This window comes from Vibrio sp. Vb0888 (assembly GCF_033338835.1).
Classification (GTDB): Bacteria; Pseudomonadota; Gammaproteobacteria; order Enterobacterales; family Vibrionaceae; genus Vibrio; species Vibrio alginolyticus.
The window spans coordinates 17,071-34,788 of record NZ_JAWOTL010000012.1; the positions used below are offsets into that span (position 1 = coordinate 17,071).

General features: G+C 44.4%; 15 protein-coding genes. 4 read left to right on the forward strand and 11 right to left on the reverse strand.

The window, feature by feature from the left end; all coding sequences use genetic code 11:
• Positions 1-205: 205 nt before the first annotated feature.
• The 6 genes from vpsR to xerD form a co-directional block, all read right to left on the reverse strand.
• Complete coding sequence (vpsR, locus tag R7P72_RS16475) at positions 206-1,540, reverse strand: cyclic-di-GMP-binding transcriptional regulator VpsR (protein WP_017635067.1); 1,335 nt, start codon at positions 1,538-1,540, stop codon at positions 206-208.
• 243 nt (positions 1,541-1,783) lie between these two features.
• A complete protein-coding gene (lysS, locus tag R7P72_RS16480; RefSeq protein WP_005381781.1) occupies positions 1,784-3,301 on the reverse strand; it encodes a lysine--tRNA ligase in 1,518 nt (505 codons plus the stop codon).
• A 34-nt stretch (positions 3,302-3,335) separates the two neighbouring features.
• A protein-coding gene (prfB, locus tag R7P72_RS16485) for a peptide chain release factor 2 (RefSeq protein ID WP_100068604.1) occupies positions 3,336-4,434 on the reverse strand; the annotation gives its coding sequence in 2 pieces (ribosomal slippage) (positions 3,336-4,358 and positions 4,360-4,434; 1,098 coding nt in all).
• Between the two features lie 173 nt (positions 4,435-4,607).
• Positions 4,608-6,347, reverse strand: coding sequence for a single-stranded-DNA-specific exonuclease RecJ (recJ, locus tag R7P72_RS16490; RefSeq protein WP_005381784.1), 1,740 nt, complete (start codon positions 6,345-6,347; stop codon positions 4,608-4,610).
• Positions 6,348-6,390: 43 nt separating this feature from the next.
• Positions 6,391-7,179 (reverse strand): bifunctional protein-disulfide isomerase/oxidoreductase DsbC, encoded by a 789-nt coding sequence (gene dsbC, locus R7P72_RS16495; RefSeq protein WP_005381786.1) that lies wholly within the window; start codon positions 7,177-7,179, stop codon positions 6,391-6,393.
• Positions 7,180-7,238: 59 nt separating this feature from the next.
• Positions 7,239-8,156 (reverse strand): site-specific tyrosine recombinase XerD, encoded by a 918-nt coding sequence (xerD, locus tag R7P72_RS16500; protein ID WP_005381788.1) that lies wholly within the window; start codon positions 8,154-8,156, stop codon positions 7,239-7,241.
• 157 nt (positions 8,157-8,313) lie between these two features.
• Between xerD and fldB the strand changes: the two genes are divergently transcribed.
• Entirely contained in the window at positions 8,314-8,832 is a 519-nt protein-coding gene (gene fldB / locus R7P72_RS16505) for a flavodoxin FldB (RefSeq protein WP_005381790.1), read from the forward strand.
• Positions 8,833-8,917: 85 nt separating this feature from the next.
• Here fldB and brnQ read toward each other — a convergent pair whose 3' ends face one another.
• Positions 8,918-10,228 carry a branched-chain amino acid transport system II carrier protein gene (brnQ, locus tag R7P72_RS16510; protein ID WP_005381792.1) on the reverse strand — a complete coding sequence of 437 codons (1,311 nt, stop codon included), beginning with the start codon at positions 10,226-10,228 and terminating at the stop codon, positions 8,918-8,920.
• A 330-nt stretch (positions 10,229-10,558) separates the two neighbouring features.
• Between brnQ and R7P72_RS16515 the strand changes: the two genes are divergently transcribed.
• Both R7P72_RS16515 and srmB read left to right on the forward strand, forming a co-directional pair.
• Positions 10,559-11,278 (forward strand): tRNA1(Val) (adenine(37)-N6)-methyltransferase, encoded by a 720-nt coding sequence (locus R7P72_RS16515; protein WP_104975862.1) that lies wholly within the window; start codon positions 10,559-10,561, stop codon positions 11,276-11,278.
• A 107-nt stretch (positions 11,279-11,385) separates the two neighbouring features.
• Positions 11,386-12,609, forward strand: coding sequence for an ATP-dependent RNA helicase SrmB (gene srmB / locus R7P72_RS16520; RefSeq protein WP_005381797.1), 1,224 nt, complete (start codon positions 11,386-11,388; stop codon positions 12,607-12,609).
• Between the two features lie 109 nt (positions 12,610-12,718).
• Here the strand turns inward: srmB and yaaA are convergent, their stop codons facing one another.
• Positions 12,719-13,495 (reverse strand): peroxide stress protein YaaA, encoded by a 777-nt coding sequence (gene yaaA / locus R7P72_RS16525; RefSeq protein ID WP_005381798.1) that lies wholly within the window; start codon positions 13,493-13,495, stop codon positions 12,719-12,721.
• Positions 13,496-13,605: 110 nt separating this feature from the next.
• Positions 13,606-15,039, reverse strand: a complete 1,434-nt coding sequence (locus R7P72_RS16530) for an alanine/glycine:cation symporter family protein (protein WP_005381800.1) — start codon at positions 15,037-15,039, stop codon at positions 13,606-13,608.
• 721 nt (positions 15,040-15,760) lie between these two features.
• On the opposite strand from R7P72_RS16530, the gene R7P72_RS16535 reads away from it, so the two are divergent.
• Positions 15,761-15,946, forward strand: a complete 186-nt coding sequence (locus R7P72_RS16535; protein WP_005381805.1) for a DUF3545 family protein — start codon at positions 15,761-15,763, stop codon at positions 15,944-15,946.
• Positions 15,947-16,182: 236 nt separating this feature from the next.
• On the opposite strand, the gene R7P72_RS16540 is transcribed toward R7P72_RS16535, so the two are convergent.
• Entirely contained in the window at positions 16,183-16,734 is a 552-nt protein-coding gene (locus tag R7P72_RS16540) for a hemerythrin domain-containing protein (RefSeq protein WP_005381807.1), read from the reverse strand.
• A 113-nt stretch (positions 16,735-16,847) separates the two neighbouring features.
• Positions 16,848-17,528, reverse strand: coding sequence for a uracil-DNA glycosylase (gene ung / locus R7P72_RS16545; protein WP_318110726.1), 681 nt, complete (start codon positions 17,526-17,528; stop codon positions 16,848-16,850).
• Positions 17,529-17,718: the final 190 nt, after the last annotated feature.

A 17,718-nucleotide genomic window follows, 5' to 3' on the forward strand; every position in this document is an offset into this window, starting at 1 on the left:
ATCAAACATTTTTTGCCTTTTTGATTAAAAACAAATCAATACACCGCAATTTAGTTTCATATACTTTTACGTATAACATATTCACCTGAGGAATATATAAATTTGCGGATTTTATAAATCAAACCAAACAAAAATAAAAAGAGCGGCTCTGTGGCCACTCTCTTTTATTGTATTTATTCGCCTATTTAACACAGGGAAAGGCCAACTACATGGCTTGTTCGGAAATCAAGTTATGTTTATTAAGTAGTCGATACATGGTTGCACGCGAAACTCCGAGCTCTTTCGCCGCATTTGAAACTTGACCAGAATGAGATTCCAAAACAACCAGCAACGCATCACGTTCACTCTTCTCTCGGATTGATTTCAAGCTGCGCTTTGAGTCATTACGTTGAGGTAAATCTAAGTGATGCTCTTCAATCATTACGCTGTCGGACATTAATACCGCTCGCTTCACTTGGTTCATCAGCTCACGCACATTTCCAGGCCAGAAATAACGTGTCAGTGCCTTGAATGCATCCTCAGAAAAGCTTTTTGCTTGCGAGTTGTACTCTTTTGAGAACTCTTGTAAGTAGAAACGAGCCAGCAATGCGATGTCACTCGCACGTTCTTTCAAGCTAGGGACATTGATGCGCAAAACGTTGATGTAATGGTAAAGCTCTTCATTGAAGTCACCGTCAATCAAAGCTTTTTCAACATCTGACGAGTTAGCAGCAAGAATACGCACGTTAACCGCTTTTACGCCATCTTTGGTATCAATGGTGCCTTCTTGCAAGAATCTCAGCAGATTCATTTGCTGCTCTTTTGAAATGGTAAGAATGTCGTTAAACAACACGGTGCCGCCATCTGCTTGTTCAAGCAGGCATGCTTCCATATCTTCATCGGCGTTAATACCAAATACTTCAGCTTGGAAACGTTGTTCATTGAGTGCGCGACAGTTAATTGCCATAAACGGTTTATGAGAGCGTGAAGAGACTTTATGGATGGCCCTAGCAACCGCCTCTTTACCAGTCCCACTTTCCCCAGAAATCAGAATGCTGACGTCCGTTGGACCAATGCGCTTCACTTGATCGCGTAAACGTTTCATCGGGATAGATTCACCGATCAAACCCATATCTAAACTGCTACCAAAACTAGGCCAAACTTTTTTCTCCAATTTAAGCATGCCAAGCTGGTGACCTATTGTGCTTAATAACTGTGCATCTGGGATCGGCGCTGTGAAAAAATCGATACAAAAGTTAACAATGAACTGGCATATGGTGTCAGTGCCAAGCTGAGATTCACGAATAAACGCTAACCAACGTACGTGTTTGTGAGAGCTGACTAAGTTCGCCAAACCATTCAAGCTGAACTCGTCATGGCTGAGATCAACAATACCGATACATGGACCAATATCTTCTAACAGCGTATTAGCTTTGCGTAAGTCACCGACTTGGTGACACTTCCAGCCCACTTGCTCCAGTACCGATAACCAAGGCTCATAAGTACCGCCAACTACCACAAGCGATCCCGGGATGGAATCCATCTTAAACTGCCCAGCCATTCTCTAACCCTTTTTCATTGTTAATAGAAATTTTGTGCCACAAACTTATCTTTGCGAGCGGGTAACATTATCGAGACTCCGCCCCCTCACGTCTGTCTCAGTATTAAGACTATGCAATAGATTGAGATTTGGCGAATGTTTATTTGCATATCCCATTAAAAAGCAAATGCAACAACTTGAATTAACTTAACTAAAAGGCAAAAAAAAACCACCCGAAGGTGGTTTTTTACTCATCCTATCGAATTACGCTTGCGGGCGCATTGCAGGGAATAGGATCACGTCACGGATAGTGTGCGTGTTAGTCAGTAGCATAACCAAACGGTCGATACCGATACCTTGGCCTGCTGTTGGCGGTAGGCCGTGCTCTAGAGCAGTGATGTAGTCTGCATCGTAGAACATTGCTTCGTCGTCACCAGACTCTTTCGCTTCAACCTGTGCTTTAAAGCGTGCATCTTGGTCTTCAGCATCGTTAAGCTCTGAGAAACCGTTCGCTACTTCACGGCCACCGATAAAGAACTCAAAGCGGTCTGTAAAGAACGGGTTATCGTCGCTACGACGAGCCAACGGAGAAATATCTGCTGGGTAACCAGTGATGAACGTAGGCTGCATTAGCTTAGGTTCTGCTGTTTCACCAAAGATCTCTTCAAGAAGCTGACCACATGTCCAGAAAGGTTCTACTTCAACGTGAACAGATTTCGCGATAGAAACCATTAGATCACGGTTTTGTAGGTCTTCTTCTGTTAGCGCTTGGATTTGCGAGTGGTCTGGGTTGTAGTGCTTGATTGCTTCGAACATGCTCATACGAGTGTAAGTACCACCAAACTCAACCGTTTCATCACCGTAAGGCATTGACGTTGAACCTAGAACTTCTTGCGCCACTGAACTTAGTAGTTCTTCAGTTAGGTCCATCAGATCTTTGTAGTCTGCGTACGCCATGTAGAATTCCATCATTGTGAATTCTGGGTTGTGGCGTGGAGAAAGGCCTTCGTTACGGAAGTTACGGTTGATTTCGAATACGCGATCAAAACCACCAACAACTAGACGCTTCAGGTATAGCTCTGGCGCGATACGTAGGTACATTGGCATGTCTAGTGCGTTGTGGTGCGTGATGAATGGACGCGCACTCGCACCGCCAGGGATAACGTGCATCATTGGCGTTTCAACTTCCATGAACTGCTTAGAGATCATGAAGTTGCGGATTGCAGACATTACTTTAGAACGTACTACAAACGCTTGACGAGAGTCTTCGTTAACGATCAGGTCAACGTAACGTTGGCGGTAACGCATCTCTTGGTCAGTTAGACCGTGGAACTTCTCTGGAAGTGGACGTAGTGCTTTGGTTAGCAACTCGTACTCTTCCATGTTCACGTATAGGTCACCTTTACCAGACTTATGAAGTGCACCTTTAACACCGATGATGTCACCGATATCTAGACCTTGGTATTTTTCTTTAAGTACTTTTTGAACCGCTTTGTCAGCGTAAGCTTGGATACGGCCAGAAGTTTCTTGAATTACCAAGAATGGACCACGTTTAGCCATGATACGGCCAGCGATTGCTACTACGTGGTTAAGCTCTTCTAGCTCTTCCTTCGTCTTTTCACCGAACTCTTTCTGAAGGTCGCCCGCTAGTGCGTCACGACGGAAGTCGTTTGGATGGCCGTTCGCTTTGCAGCTCTTTCGGATTGCATCCAGTTTAGCGCGGCGTTCAGCAATCAGCTTATTTTCTTCTAGTACAGTTTCGTTTTGAACAGCATCAGTCATTTTCGATGTATCCTGTTTTTGTCGGTGAAAAGCTTTATAGACCTGATTTCAGGCTAGCTTCAATAAATTTGTCCAGATCGCCATCAAGAACCGCTTGAGTATTACGGTTTTCAATGCCCGTACGGAGGTCCTTAATACGTGAGTCATCCAATACGTAAGAACGGATCTGGCTACCCCAGCCAATGTCAGACTTAGCGTCTTCATTAGCTTGTTTTTCCGCATTTTGCTTTTGCAATTCAAGCTCAAATAGCTTCGCTCGAAGCTGTTTCATTGCCTGATCTTTGTTCTTATGTTGAGAACGGTCATTCTGACACTGAACCACTGTGTTCGTAGGTACGTGCGTAATACGTACCGCAGATTCTGTGGTGTTTACGTGCTGACCACCTGCGCCTGACGCACGGTAAACGTCAATACGTAGGTCGGAAGGATTAATGTCGATGTCGATGTTTTCATCAATCTCTGGATAGATGAACGCAGAAGCAAATGACGTATGGCGACGACCGCCTGAATCGAACGGAGATTTACGAACAAGACGATGAACGCCCGTTTCAGTGCGTAACCAACCGTACGCATACTCACCAGAGATGCGAACTGTTGCCGACTTAAGACCCGCGACTTCACCTTCAGAGACTTCAATCACTTCAGCTTTGAAGCCCTTCGCTTCTGCCCAACGTAGGTACATACGCAGCAGCATGTTAGTCCAGTCTTGTGCTTCTGTACCACCAGAGCCAGCTTGCAAATCGATGTAACAATCAGAGCTATCGTGGTCTCCAGAGAACATACGACGGAATTCAAGCTTTTCTAGCTTCTCTTCCAACTCAGCAAGTTCTGGTTCAATTTCGTCAAATGTTTCTTGATCTTCTTCTTCTACAGCCAGCTCAAGAAGACCTTCTACATCTTCCACACCTTGCTCTAGTTGATCAATGGTTTCAACAACCGCTTCTAGTGATGCACGCTCTTTACCCAGTGCTTGCGCACGCTCAGGTTCGTTCCATACATCTGGTTGTTCAAGTTCTGCGTTGACTTCTTCTAGACGCTCTTTCTTCGCGTCATAGTCAAAGATACCCCCTCAGGACATTTGTGCGCTGAGACACGTCCTGCAGACGGTTTTTAATTGGATTGATTTCAAACATGTTTACTCAACATTTTAGAATAGAATTTAACCGAGAAATTCTACTGAAAAATGTGACCGAGATACAGGAAAATTTCGGATGAGAAATCAGATTGCGGTGAGAGAGAGCACGGTCATAAAATTTTACGCCCACTTAGGGGCAACCGTACTCTATAAGAAAGGTTAATCTAGGTATTACTTAGCTTCGATATGGTCGATCATCAATTGCAATGATTGATTACCACGAAATTCATTCACATCCAGCTTATACGCGAGACGTACTGTTTTAACCGATGCATCTGGCCATCGGCGTAGATCAACATTGAATGCAATGCCGTCGATCATCACATTGGTAGGGTGACCTTTATAAAGCGGCTCTAACATCAATTTAAGATGCTTCTCACCCACCAGCTTTTGATGCAGTACTTTAAACTCACCATCAAAGATTGGTTCAGGGAAGGCTTGTCCAAAAGGGCCACCCGATCGCAGCTGTTCAGCAACATGCATAGAGAACTCTTCCGGCTTAAGTTCGCCATCTGACATGATCACGCCTTTTAGCGCCGCTTCATCGAGTTCCTTTTTTACCACTTCATCAAACAAACGACTGAAACGCTCAAAATCCTGCTCTTTAATCGTTAAGCCTGCTGCCATGGCGTGTCCACCAAACTTGATGATCAAACCCGGGTTTTGCGTGTCGATGAAATCCAACGCATCGCGCATGTGTAGCCCCGGAATAGAACGACACGAGCCTTTAATCGTCCCTTCTCCACCATCAGCAAATGCAATGACTGGACGATGAAACTTCTCTTTAATGCGCGAAGCCAAAATACCAATCACACCTTGGTGCCAATCACGTTGGAATAAGGCTAAGCCATAAGGAAGCTCATTGCCTTCACCAAACTGAAGGCGCTCACAGAAAGCCATCGCTTCTTGCTTCATGCCTTCTTCAATCTCTTTACGAGTCTGGTTTAAGCCATCCAATTCACTTGCCATGCGACGAGCTGCGTGGATGTTGTTACACATCAGCAGTTCAACACCGAAAGACATGTCATCAAGACGGCCTGCTGCGTTAATACGTGGACCTAAAGCAAAGCCAAAATCGGACGCAACTAAACGACGCGCATCGCGCTTAGCGACCTCAATTAACGCTTGGATGCCGGGACGCGCTTTGCCCGCACGAATACGTTGCAAACCTTGGTGTACAAGAATGCGGTTGTTTTCATCCAATGGAACGACATCGGCGACGGTACCCAGTGCAACAAGGTCAATCAGTTCCATCAACTTGGGCTCTTGCATCCCCTGTTCTGCAAACCAATTGTGTTTTCGCATATGAACGCATAGTGCCATCATGAGATAAAACGCGACCCCCACACCCGCAAGCGCTTTAGATGGAAAGCTACAGCTGTCAAGGTTTGGGTTCACCATTGCATCCACATCAGGCAACACTTGTCCTGGTAAGTGGTGATCGGTAACGAGCACGGTAATGCCATTTTCTTTTGCGTAACGCACGCCTTCGATTGATGAGACGCCGTTATCCACCGTCATGATCATCTCAGCGCCAAGCTCTAGGGCTTGGTCAACGACTTCTGGGCTTAACCCATAACCGTCTTCAAAACGATTTGGCACTAGATAATCCACATTGTGACTACCAAGCATGCGCAGCGCGAGCACTGATAATGCTGAGCTTGTCGCGCCATCAGCGTCAAAATCACCGACAACGATGATGCGTTTTTGTTCTTTTATCGCCTGAAACAAAAGATCGACAGCTTGCTCAATCCCCCCGAGTTTTTGATATGAATGCAACCCACGGGCCGACGTTTCTAATTGTGAAAGATCCGTTATCCCACGGTTGATGTAGATACGTTTAAGAATCGGAGGAATGGAATCAGGAAGAAGGGAAAGATCTGGTTCAGGACGTCGTTGAATTTCTATCATGCTTGAAAGAGCCGACAACTTTGCCGGCTCTGCTCCTAATGGATTATAGTTGCTTTAAACGTTTCAATAGCTCTGCAGGTGGTAGGTAGCCACCAACCATTTCGCCATTCGGTAAGAAGATTGCTGGCGTACCAGAAATACCCAATTGGCGACCTAGATTGTAATGCGCCTGGATGGTTTCTTTACACTGTTTTAAGTCTTTCGCAGGGTTATCAAATGTACGATTCACTTTCGCGTTGTGCATTGCCGACGCCGGATCTTCAGCACACCAAATCGTTGCCATTTGCTCTGCCACAGGGCCAGTTGCACCTTGGCGAGGGTAAGCCATGTAACGCACTGTAATACCTAGGTCATTATAGCCTTGCATTTGGCTATGCAGACGCACACAGTAACCACAGGTGATATCAGTGAATACAGTCACAACATACTTTTCATCGTCGGCTTTGTATTCGATCATGCTATCGGAGAACTGAGCAATTTTCTCGGCGTTAAGCGGCGCTTGACGCTCTGCTATGACATCTTTGTAACTGCCATCATCATTAATGGCATAAAGCGTACCAGCGATAAAATGGCTACCATCATTTGAAGCAAACAGGATCCCGCCATTGGTTTGAATTTCCAATAAGCCAGCGACGTCTGATGGTTGAATATCAACGATAGATAAACCAAGCTTTGAGAACTTAGTTTTTAATGCTGCTTCATCAAAGCCGCTTTGTGCAGCTGGCGCCACTTGTTGCGCAGGAGTCTCCGTTTGAGCCTGACTTTCTTCTGCACCACAAGCGGTAACAAAAAATGGTAAAGTCAGCAGAGTTAGTCGGCGTAATACGCTCATGAAATTCACCTTAATGTAAAATCGTTTTTCCAAGAAGACATGGATGAATCTAACCATTGTTATGCTCTTGGGTGGTGTTGACTGTGGATCTGCTTCAATCGTTCAGTCGCCACGTGAGTATAAATTTGCGTGGTCGATAAGTCACTATGTCCTAAAAGCATCTGTACGACCCTGAGATCTGCGCCATAGTTCAATAAATGCGTGGCAAAGGCATGACGCAGTACGTGCGGCGACAGCTGATCAGTATCAATCCCTGCTATCAAAGCATAGTACTTAATACGGTGCCAAAACGTCTGACGAGTCATTTGCCTTGCGCGTTTACTAGGAAAAACAATATCGGATGATGTATCACCAAGTAACGCAGGGCGCCCTTGTTGAATGAACGTCTCGATCCAATCGACCGCATTTTCCCCCATAGGAACCAGGCGTTCTTTACCACCTTTACCTGTCACGCGCACCACCCCTTGGCGCAAGCTAACATTTTCCATGGTCAAACTGACGAGCTCTGTCACACGCAATCCTGTTGCGTAGAGTAGCTCTAGCATCGCTTTATCGCGCAATTCTATAGGGTCATTCGGGTCTGGCGCTTCGAGCAACGCGTCCACTTGTTCTTCACTAATATCTTTGGGTAAACGTTGTGGCAGTTTAGGGCTAACCAAGAGCGCACTCGGGTCATCAGCGCGCACCTTCTCACGATGCAGGTATTGGAATAAACGGCGAATCGCCGACAACATACGCGCACGAGACGTCTGTTTGTAATCTAAATCTACAAGGTGGCTTTGATATTCTTGCAAGCCAGACAAACTGATAAAATCAAGACGGTATCGATGTTTTTCCATCCACACGAGCAGCTTCATTAAATCGTTTCGGTAGGAAGCCAACGTGTTCTCTGATAGGCCACGCTCCATCCACATCGCATCTAAGAATTGCTCAACAAGCGAAAAATCTTGTTGATTGACAGGCTGTTGTGCCGTCATGAATGCTTCCTTATCTGTTTATATTTACAGTATTTAGATTAAAGCACCTGCCAATCCAATACCATAAAAAATCATCCCACATAGGATATTCGCTGCAATCTTCCTCAATTTATGGTTAGAATCTTCCACAACAGCAACACAAATAACGACGAATATAATGAAAATCGGACTCTTTTACGGCTCAACGACCTGCTACACAGAAATGGCAGCAGAGAAAATTCGTACCCTTATTGGTGAAGACCTTGTCGACATTCACAATGTGAAAGAGACACCGTTATCACTAATGGCGGACTACGACTTATTACTCCTTGGCATCTCAACTTGGGATTTTGGTGAAATTCAAGAAGATTGGAACGCGATTTGGCAAGACATCGCGACCACGCCACTGAAAGGCAAAGTTGTAGCGCTGTTTGGCCTGGGTGACCAAGAAGGTTACGGAGAGTGGTATTTAGATGCGATGGGCTTACTTCACGATGAATTACAAGCCACAGGCGCAACCTTTATCGGTTACTGGCCAAATGAAGGCTACGAATTTGAAGCATCGAAAGCACTGATCGAAGATGGCAGCAAGTTTGTTGGACTTGCGTTAGATGAAGACTCACAGTACGAACTGAGTGATGAACGCATCGAAAAATGGTGTGAACAAGTTCTTGTGGAATTCCACGACACGCTTTAATAGCGCAAACACGTCATCATTAAAAAGTAAAAAGCCCGATGAAGTAATTCATCGGGCTTTTTATTATCTTGATAACGCGAAGTGATTACGCGGTTTCTTGTGCTAGTTCTGGGCGAGGTTTCGCGATGAAGAACATGCACACGATAGCCGCAAATGTTGGAAGCACCCAACCCATGCCGACTTCGAATAGTGGCAACATGTTAAACGCAGAAACATCAATACCCGATACTTTTGCCGCATCAACCAACGCAAACAACAGAGATACAAGCAGTACCGCGCGGTAAGCAAAACGTGGATTTGGCAGTTTGCTGCGCACAAATGTTAGTGCAACCAACGCAATCGCCACAGGGTACAGCGCAAACAATACTGGCACTGACAGAGAAATCAGCTGTGCAAGACCAACGTTTGCAACCAATGCACAAACAGAACCATTAATCAGTACCCATTGCTTGTATGACAGTGGTGTTTTCGAGCTGAAGAAATCTGAACACGCAGAAATCAAGCCAATCGCGGTTGTCAGACACGCTAGCAATACGATGACAGACAGAACGATTTGACCGTATGGACCAAACAACGCTTGAACGTATTGGCTAAGCACTAGGCCGCCATTATCAGCACCAGCAGCAACCGTTGCACTCGTCGCACCTAAGTAAAATAGTGAGATGTAAACAAACGCAAGACCAGCAGCAGCAATACAACCTGCATAGATCAGATATTTAGTAGTTGCAGAGCGCTCAGTAATGCCTTTACCGCGCAGTGCATCAACCATCAGCATACCAAACATCAATGACGCGAACGTATCCATTGTGTTGTAGCCTTCTAAGAAGCCTTTGGTCAGAGGCTGCGTTAGGTATTCACCGTGCGCGCCAATCATATCGCCCTGAGGATCAAGGAAGACAGCGACAGCAAGAATGATCAAACCAACGAACAATGCTGGTGTCAGTACTTTACCGATAAGATCGATCAAACGGCCTTGGAACCATGAGAACATCATCGCTGCGATAAAGAAGATCACTGAGAACGCTGTCAGATGCGTTTGTGACGCCTCAAGGAAGAAAGGTTTCACCGCCATCTCGTAAGCCACTAGGCCAGTACGAGGCGCTGCAAACGCAGGACCAATGATGATGAAAATCAGTGCAGCCATAAGAACTGCCGCTTTTTTCGGAAGATCTTGCGTCAAGTGATCCCAAGAACCACCAGCAACAGCAATAGCAACGATAGTAATAAGAGGTAGACCTACCGCTGTTAGCAAGAAACCAAACATAGCTGGCATTAAGTTTTCACCCGCTAACTGACCCGCTAGAGGTGGAAAGATAATATTGCCCGCACCTAAAAAGAACGCAAATAGCATAAAGCCTACTGCGATAATATCTGTTAGTTTTAACGTCTGCTTCACAGATAACCCTTGTCTTTTAATTAATGAATGTTGTGTATGCTTAGACCACTTTTTGTATACCTAAAGTCAATAAGTACACGTGGTTCAATCTATAAAATTTTCGCCGCATAATGACGAAAGACTCATCATTTGGCAACCTTTAAGAAAAAAACACCATATTAATTTAGTTTTCAAACTTAAAAGCAGTGGATATAACCAGATCCAAATAAAAGACCAGTTCTTTATCTCGATCAATTAACAATACAATTTAATAACCAACAAAACAACAATCTATACAATTAATAAACAATAGAGCAATCCACTTAATTATTGAGCAAATATAAAACAATCATGAAGAACAAAAAACTGAAAACTAAAGGCTTCAATTTTAAGCAATTTTGTATTGAGGGTGGCGAGAGTGGTATGCCAGTCAGCACAGATGGGGTAATGCTTGGTGCTTGGATTCAAAGCCCTAACGACGCTAAAATTCTCGATATTGGCACTGGCACTGGCCTGCTTGCCCTGATGTGTGCTCAACGCTTTACAGAAGCTCAAATAACCGCGGTCGATATCGAATTAACAGCCGTTGCTGCCGCGCAAAAAAATATGGCCCAGTCTCCTTGGTCAGATCGTGTAAGTGTGCATCACACCGACATACTGCACTTTACGCCGACACATCCATTCCAACGCATCATTTGTAACCCGCCCTACTTCAACAGCGGCGAGCAATCGAAACACAGTCAACGTGCAACCGCGAGGCACACTGATACGCTAGGCCATAACGCATTGCTGCAGCGTTGCTATCATTTGCTTGATGACGAAGGGAGGGCTAGTTTTGTGTTGCCAATCACCGAAGGCGAGCAGTTCATTGAGCTAGCATTAAACCAAGGTTGGTATCTATCGAGGATCTGTCGTGTGCAACCGTCAGAAAAGAAACCAGTACACAGACTGTTATTTGAACTGTCAAAACGACCTTGCGATTCGCAAACGTCACATTTAATTATTCGTTCAAATGACGGCTATAGTGATGATTTCATCCAGTTAACTCGCGAGTTTTATCTTAAGATGTGAAATAACATGTGATCCTTATCACCAATCACTTTATAATGTGCGACCTTTTTGTATTCTATGCTGTTGTGGCGAACCATTAACCAAGCTTTGCTTGTGGAGAACTCATTGTGATCAGAACCTTTGCTGAACTTGATCTAGACCAAAACCTACTTGAAGCCATTGAAGAGATGGGTTACGAACGCCCAACAAAAATTCAGGCAGAAGCGATTCCACAAGCGTTGGACGGTCGTGACATTCTAGCGTCAGCGCCAACAGGAACTGGTAAAACGGCCGCCTTCGTCCTGCCAGCATTGCAATACTTGCAAGACTTCCCTCGTCGTAAGCCTGGGCCTGCGCGTATTTTGATCCTAACGCCTACTCGCGAACTGGCGATGCAAATTGCCGATCAAGCACGTGCTTTGGCAAAAAATACCAAACTCAACATTTTCACCATCACTGGTGGTGTTCAGTACCAAGAGCACGCCGACATCCTTGCAACAACACAAGACATTGTGGTTGCGACACCTGGCCGTTTAAAAGAATACATTGATGCAGAACGTTTTGATTGTCGTGCAATCGAATGGTTAATCCTTGATGAAGCAGACCGTATGCTAGATATGGGTTTTGCTCCTACTGTCGATCGCCTATCTAACGAATGTCGCTGGCGTAAGCAAACCCTTCTGTTCTCAGCAACGTTAGAAGGGAAAGGCGTAGAAGGCTTTACCGCTGATCTGTTGAATGACCCAGCAGAGATCGATGCAAAATCGCCGCTGCGTGAGCGTAAGAAAATTGCTCAGTGGTACCACCGAGCTGATGATGCTGAACACAAACTGGAATTACTAAAACACATTATTACTCAGCAAGCTGAGCGCACTATCGTCTTTTTAAAGACTCGTGAGCGTTTGGCTGAGCTACGAGCGCAGCTTGAAAGTGCACAGATTCCATGTTCTTGGATTCAAGGTGAAATGCCGCAAGATCGTCGTAACAATGCGATTTCTCGCTTCCGCGATGGAACTGTGAATGTGCTGCTCGCGACGGACGTTGCTGCGCGTGGTATCGATCTTCCGGATGTATCACACGTTATCAACTACGACATGCCGCGCACGGCTGATGTTTACCTTCACCGTATCGGCCGTACGGCTCGCGCAGGTAAGAAAGGTAACGCTATCTCAATCGTAGAAGCACACGACCAACCAATGATGGATCGCGTTGCACGTTACGTGAAAGAAGACATCAAAGAGCGTTTCGTGAAAGAGATGCGTCCTAAACACAAAAAGCCTGTGTTTAAGAAGAAAAAGAAAAAAGACGACAAGAAAAAAGTAGCGAAAAAGAAAACCGCTAAGAAGAAGTAATCTTGTTGGGGCCAAGTAGCTCAAGCTAGAAAATAACAAAGGGTTGGCAATGCCAACCCTTTTTCGTTTGTGCTGATAGAGATTAACGTAGACTACGTCTCAATCAGCTTTATTTTTGCTCTTCGCGTTTAAATACTAACTCTGTTGGCGTCGATTCATCTTCCACAAAGTAGTAACCCGCCGTATCAAACTTCGCCAGGTCTGCTACGCTCTCAACACGGTTTTCAATGATGTAACGCGCCATCATACCGCGCGCTTTCTTCGCGTAAAAACTGATGACCTTGTATTGACCATTCTTACAATCTTTGAATACTGGCGTGATCACTTGCGCATCTAAATTCTTTGGCTTAACCGCTTTAAAGTATTCATTTGATGCAAGGTTGATAAGGACATTATCACCTTGAGCAGAAATCGCTTCGTTAAGCTTGTCCGTAATAACGTTGCCCCAAAACTGGTACAAGTTCGTACCCTTGTCGTTTGCAAGCTTGGTACCCATTTCAAGACGGTATGGCTGCATCAAATCAAGTGGTTTTAGTAAACCATAGAGACCCGATAGCATACGCAGATGATCTTGAGCATATTCGAAGTCCGCTTCAGATAAACTTTCGGCGTCTAGCCCTGTGTAAACGTCACCTTTAAATGCAAGAATGGCTTGTCGTGAGTTTTCCGTGGTAAACGTTTCACTCCACTCTTGGAATCGGCCCACATTTAAATCGGCAATCTTGTCGCTCACTTTCATTAAAGAGGCAACATCAGCAGGAGTCAGTTTGCGGCATACATCGATAAGCTCTTTTGAGTATTCGACCAACTCAGGTTGAGTAAATTTTTCTGTCGCTAACGGAGACTCGTAATCAAGAGTCTTCGCTGGAGAAACTACGATAAGCATGACTTTCCCTTCTCTAATTTTGTTTTTAATAGGGTACAAAAAAAGCCATGCATTGTCTGCATGGCTTTTTACATCGTACTAATAGCTTTCAACTATGAGTGATAGCTCACTTAGTCTTTTTTATCGTTGTACCAAATGCCTTCTTCAAGCTGAGATTTCAGCTCTGGGAAATCATTCGCATCAAATGTTGGCACTTTGCCTTCACCAAGCTGGCGATTGTAATCTTTGGCCAGTTTAATCACGATGCCAGATAGCAAGATGATCGCCACCAAGTTGACTATCGCCATCAGACCCATAGAGACATCAGCAAGCGACCATACGACTGGTAACGAAGCTAGTGCACCAAACATAACCATACCAAGAACAATAACGCGGAAAATGCTTAAGCCCGCTTTATGATTGTGCTCTAGGAAGATTAAGTTCGTTTCAGCATACGAGTAGTTTGCAATGATTGAAGTAAACGCAAAGAAGAAGATTGCCACAGCAACAAAGATGCCGCCCCAATCGCCAACTTGTGAGCTCAATGCACGCTGAGTTAGCTCGATACCCGTCACTTCTGTTGCTTGACCGACATACTCACCAGACATCAGGATGATAGCCACTGTTGCAGAACAGATAACGATCGTATCCATGAACACGCCTAGCATCTGTACGTAACCTTGAGACGCTGGGTGTGGTGGGTAAGGTGTTGCTGAAGCTGCCGCGTTAGGTGCAGAACCCATACCTGCTTCATTCGAGAATAGACCGCGCTTGATACCGTTAATCATTGCCTGTGCAATTGCGTAGCCAAGACCACCTGCTGCTGCTTCTTGCAGACCAAATGCACTCTTAAAGATAAGCATCAATACATCAGGTAATTTCTCTAGGTTAGAGAACATGATGAACAGCGCTAGGGCTAGATAAAGTAGTGCCATGATCGGAACGATCATCTCAGCAACTCTTGCGATACGCTTGATGCCACCGAAAATAACAATTGCAGACAGTAAAACAACGGCAATACCGACATACAGGTTATTCCAACCAAATGCGTTGCTCATTGCATTGGCAATTGAGTTAGCTTGTACGGCGTTGAATACCAAACCAAAAGCGATGATTAGGAAAACTGAGAACAACACGCCCATCCAACGCATGCCCAGGCCTTTTTCCATGTAGTAGGCAGGGCCACCACGGTAGTTGCCATCATCATCTTTGGTTTTGTATAACTGCGCCAGTGTGCTCTCAGCAAACGATGTTGCCATACCAAGCATTGCAATCAGCCACATCCAGAAGATCGCACCAGGACCACCCGCAGTCAATGCAACTGCAACGCCCGCCATGTTACCTGTACCAACACGTGCAGCAAGACTAGTACAAAGCGCTTGGAAAGAGGAAATACCAGCTTTGTCTGCTTTACGGCTGTTCTTAAGAACAGAGAACATGTGGCCGAAATGGCGGAACTGAATGAACCCTAATCGAACGGTGAAGTAAATACCAACACCAACAAGAAGATAAACCAGAATCGAGCCCCAGAGGAGATCGTTCATCAAATTGATTAAGTCTGTCATGTGTACCTCAAAGTGAGTTGCGCCAGTCTATGCGTCCTAGCCATCCACCAAATTGCCTGCTAAGTGTCAAAGTGTGCTTAGCTTTTTAAGTAATGTTTATGGGCAATCTAGAATCGTAAACGTCGCTTCATGCATCCATTTTACGTACCAGCGTATTTTTTGACGGGCGGATAATGCAACCTAGGAGCGCAAAAATCAATATGCAACAACAAGAATAACATTGTTATTTTTCACTATAAAGTCACCAAAAAATAACATAAATAGAAGACTTAACACTCAAACTGCGCAACATTTCAATTACCAAACACCAACATAAATAATTATTCTTCATTAAATGGAATGGTAAACCGTATAAACAAGAACAAGCTAGTATTCACAAGGTGTTACATAAATTTACGCTAGTGACTTACCATCTAATTGAACACTATTTCATCAAACTGATTTTATGCAACTTTAACCTTTGCGCAGTGCCCCCATTCATCAAATCGAATTAACATAGAAAATCTCTCTATTTAATCGTTTTCTTGAGATCGTTTGTGCATTTTTTATCCACATCGTTGCAATAAAAAGTGTGATTTTGAGAATATTTTTGCACGAAAATGTCATGCTACCGACACAAATGCGAAATATATCATGGTTATTCTCACGGCTATTGTGGTACTAAAAAAACTCCACAAGGACTGGTTACAACAGTTTAGCTTAAGAAAGGTAAAGGTGGCTTATGGAAGGCTTTCAACTAGATGACATTTTTAATCTGGATACTACCTCAACAACCAAATCTCGTGCCAAACCAGTAAAGCGAAAGTGGCGTGAAATAGAAGAGATGAACGACAGACGCAATTTGCTTAAAGAGCTGCGCGAACTTGATGTCTGTACCGATTATAACTTGGAAGACATTAAACTCTAATTCAAACAAAAGGCACCTTACAGGTGCCTTTTGTTTTTTGTTTACAGTGACCGTAAACACCGTGAGTTTATGTACCAAGGTTTAAGTATGAATACCATTATTACTCAATGAGAATCTTCCGTACTTTTTGCCGAGAAATATGCACACTAAATTTTTGGTTGATTCCCAATAAATAAGAAATGTATCTCACAAACCCGAGAGACGGCTTTCGCTCGCTCAGGTTTCATCATTCAGTCTTAAACATATTCAGTATCACTTTGACGAACACGTTCGGCCAACTGCTTATAACGATCAGCAATCGTGTCACCAAACACAGGGTCATCCTCACTGACGCTCCATAAGCTCTCGACATGCTGCCAATCTTCTGTGGTAAATAACTCTTCAATGAGAGGCAAAATTTTTCGCTCTTCTAGCTCCAAGTGGTGCCTTTGCGATTCTATGAAATCTTCTAGGTGAGCGACAAACATGTCTTGTGGCACAACAGCATCCTGAAGGATCATCTCTATCACGGATGAAAACTCTCTGGTTTTACTCGCTAACTCTAGATGTTCTTTCTCTAAATTTTCCATGGTTTGTTGCTTACCATAGTGTTCAAGAAAGTGGTGATAGAGGATATCTTCTTTCGGGTGGTGTACTTTCTCCGAATGATTAGAGAGGTAATCAACAATCTCGCTTACTAACGCATAGTTGATTACACGTTCTTTTTTTATCTCATTAAGCTTATGGCGCAGTATCGCCAACAGACGAACCATATAACCATGTTCGCGTCGAATTCTTTCGATCATCATAGCGTCTCTCCTTAACACCTACTTTTAGTAAGTGTACATGAGAAATTTACTATCAGCCTCGAGCGTGCTCAAAAAAACAGCGATCATACCATCCATGATCGCTGTCTCTTCATTTATACCGTTAATGGCAAATGCCAGTTAATTGGTGCTTTTTCTTGTGATGTAAGCAACTGGTTTGCTTGAGAGAAATGCTTACAACGGAAAAAGCCTCGATGTGCAGAAAGTGGCGATGGGTGTGGGGCAGCTAACACATGGTGCTTGTTGCGATCGATAAAGCGCCCTTTCTTCTGCGCGTGTGCCCCCCACAGCAAGAACACTACACCTTCTTGATGCTGATTAATGGCTTCAATCACTCGGTCAGTAAACGTTTCCCAACCTGTCTTTGAATGTGAATGCGCTTTACCTTGCTCCACCGTTAATACCGTATTGAGTAACAATACGCCTTGTTCAGCCCAGCTTTGCAAAAAACCATGTTGAGGGATTTGGAAACCTTCAATATCTTGCGCCAGCTCTTTATACATATTAACCAGTGACGGTGGCGTTTTAATGCCAGGAAGTACAGAGAAACACAGGCCATGCGCCTGATTTGGGCCGTGGTATGGGTCTTGTCCTAGAATCACGACCTTAACGTCTTTGAACTCGGTAAAACGAAACGCGTTAAAGACATCTTTTGCGGGAGGAAAAATAGCTTTGCCTGCGGCGCGTTCGGCTTCAACAAAACTCAAGGTGTCTACAAAGTAGCTCTGCTTTTTCTCTTCGCCGATCACATCGTGCCAAGTGGGTGACTGATTCATGGAAAGTTCCTGTCCTAAATTTTGCTTCTATTCTAACGAGCGAAACTCAAACAAACAAAAACTTACCACGAACTTGAGACAAGTAATAAAAGACTAATGCTTCTGTGGCGTTCGAAAATGCCCCTGTCCGGTAATGTGACGATTAGGCATCGGTAAGCGAAGCACGCGACGAGTGTAAGCATAAGGAGTA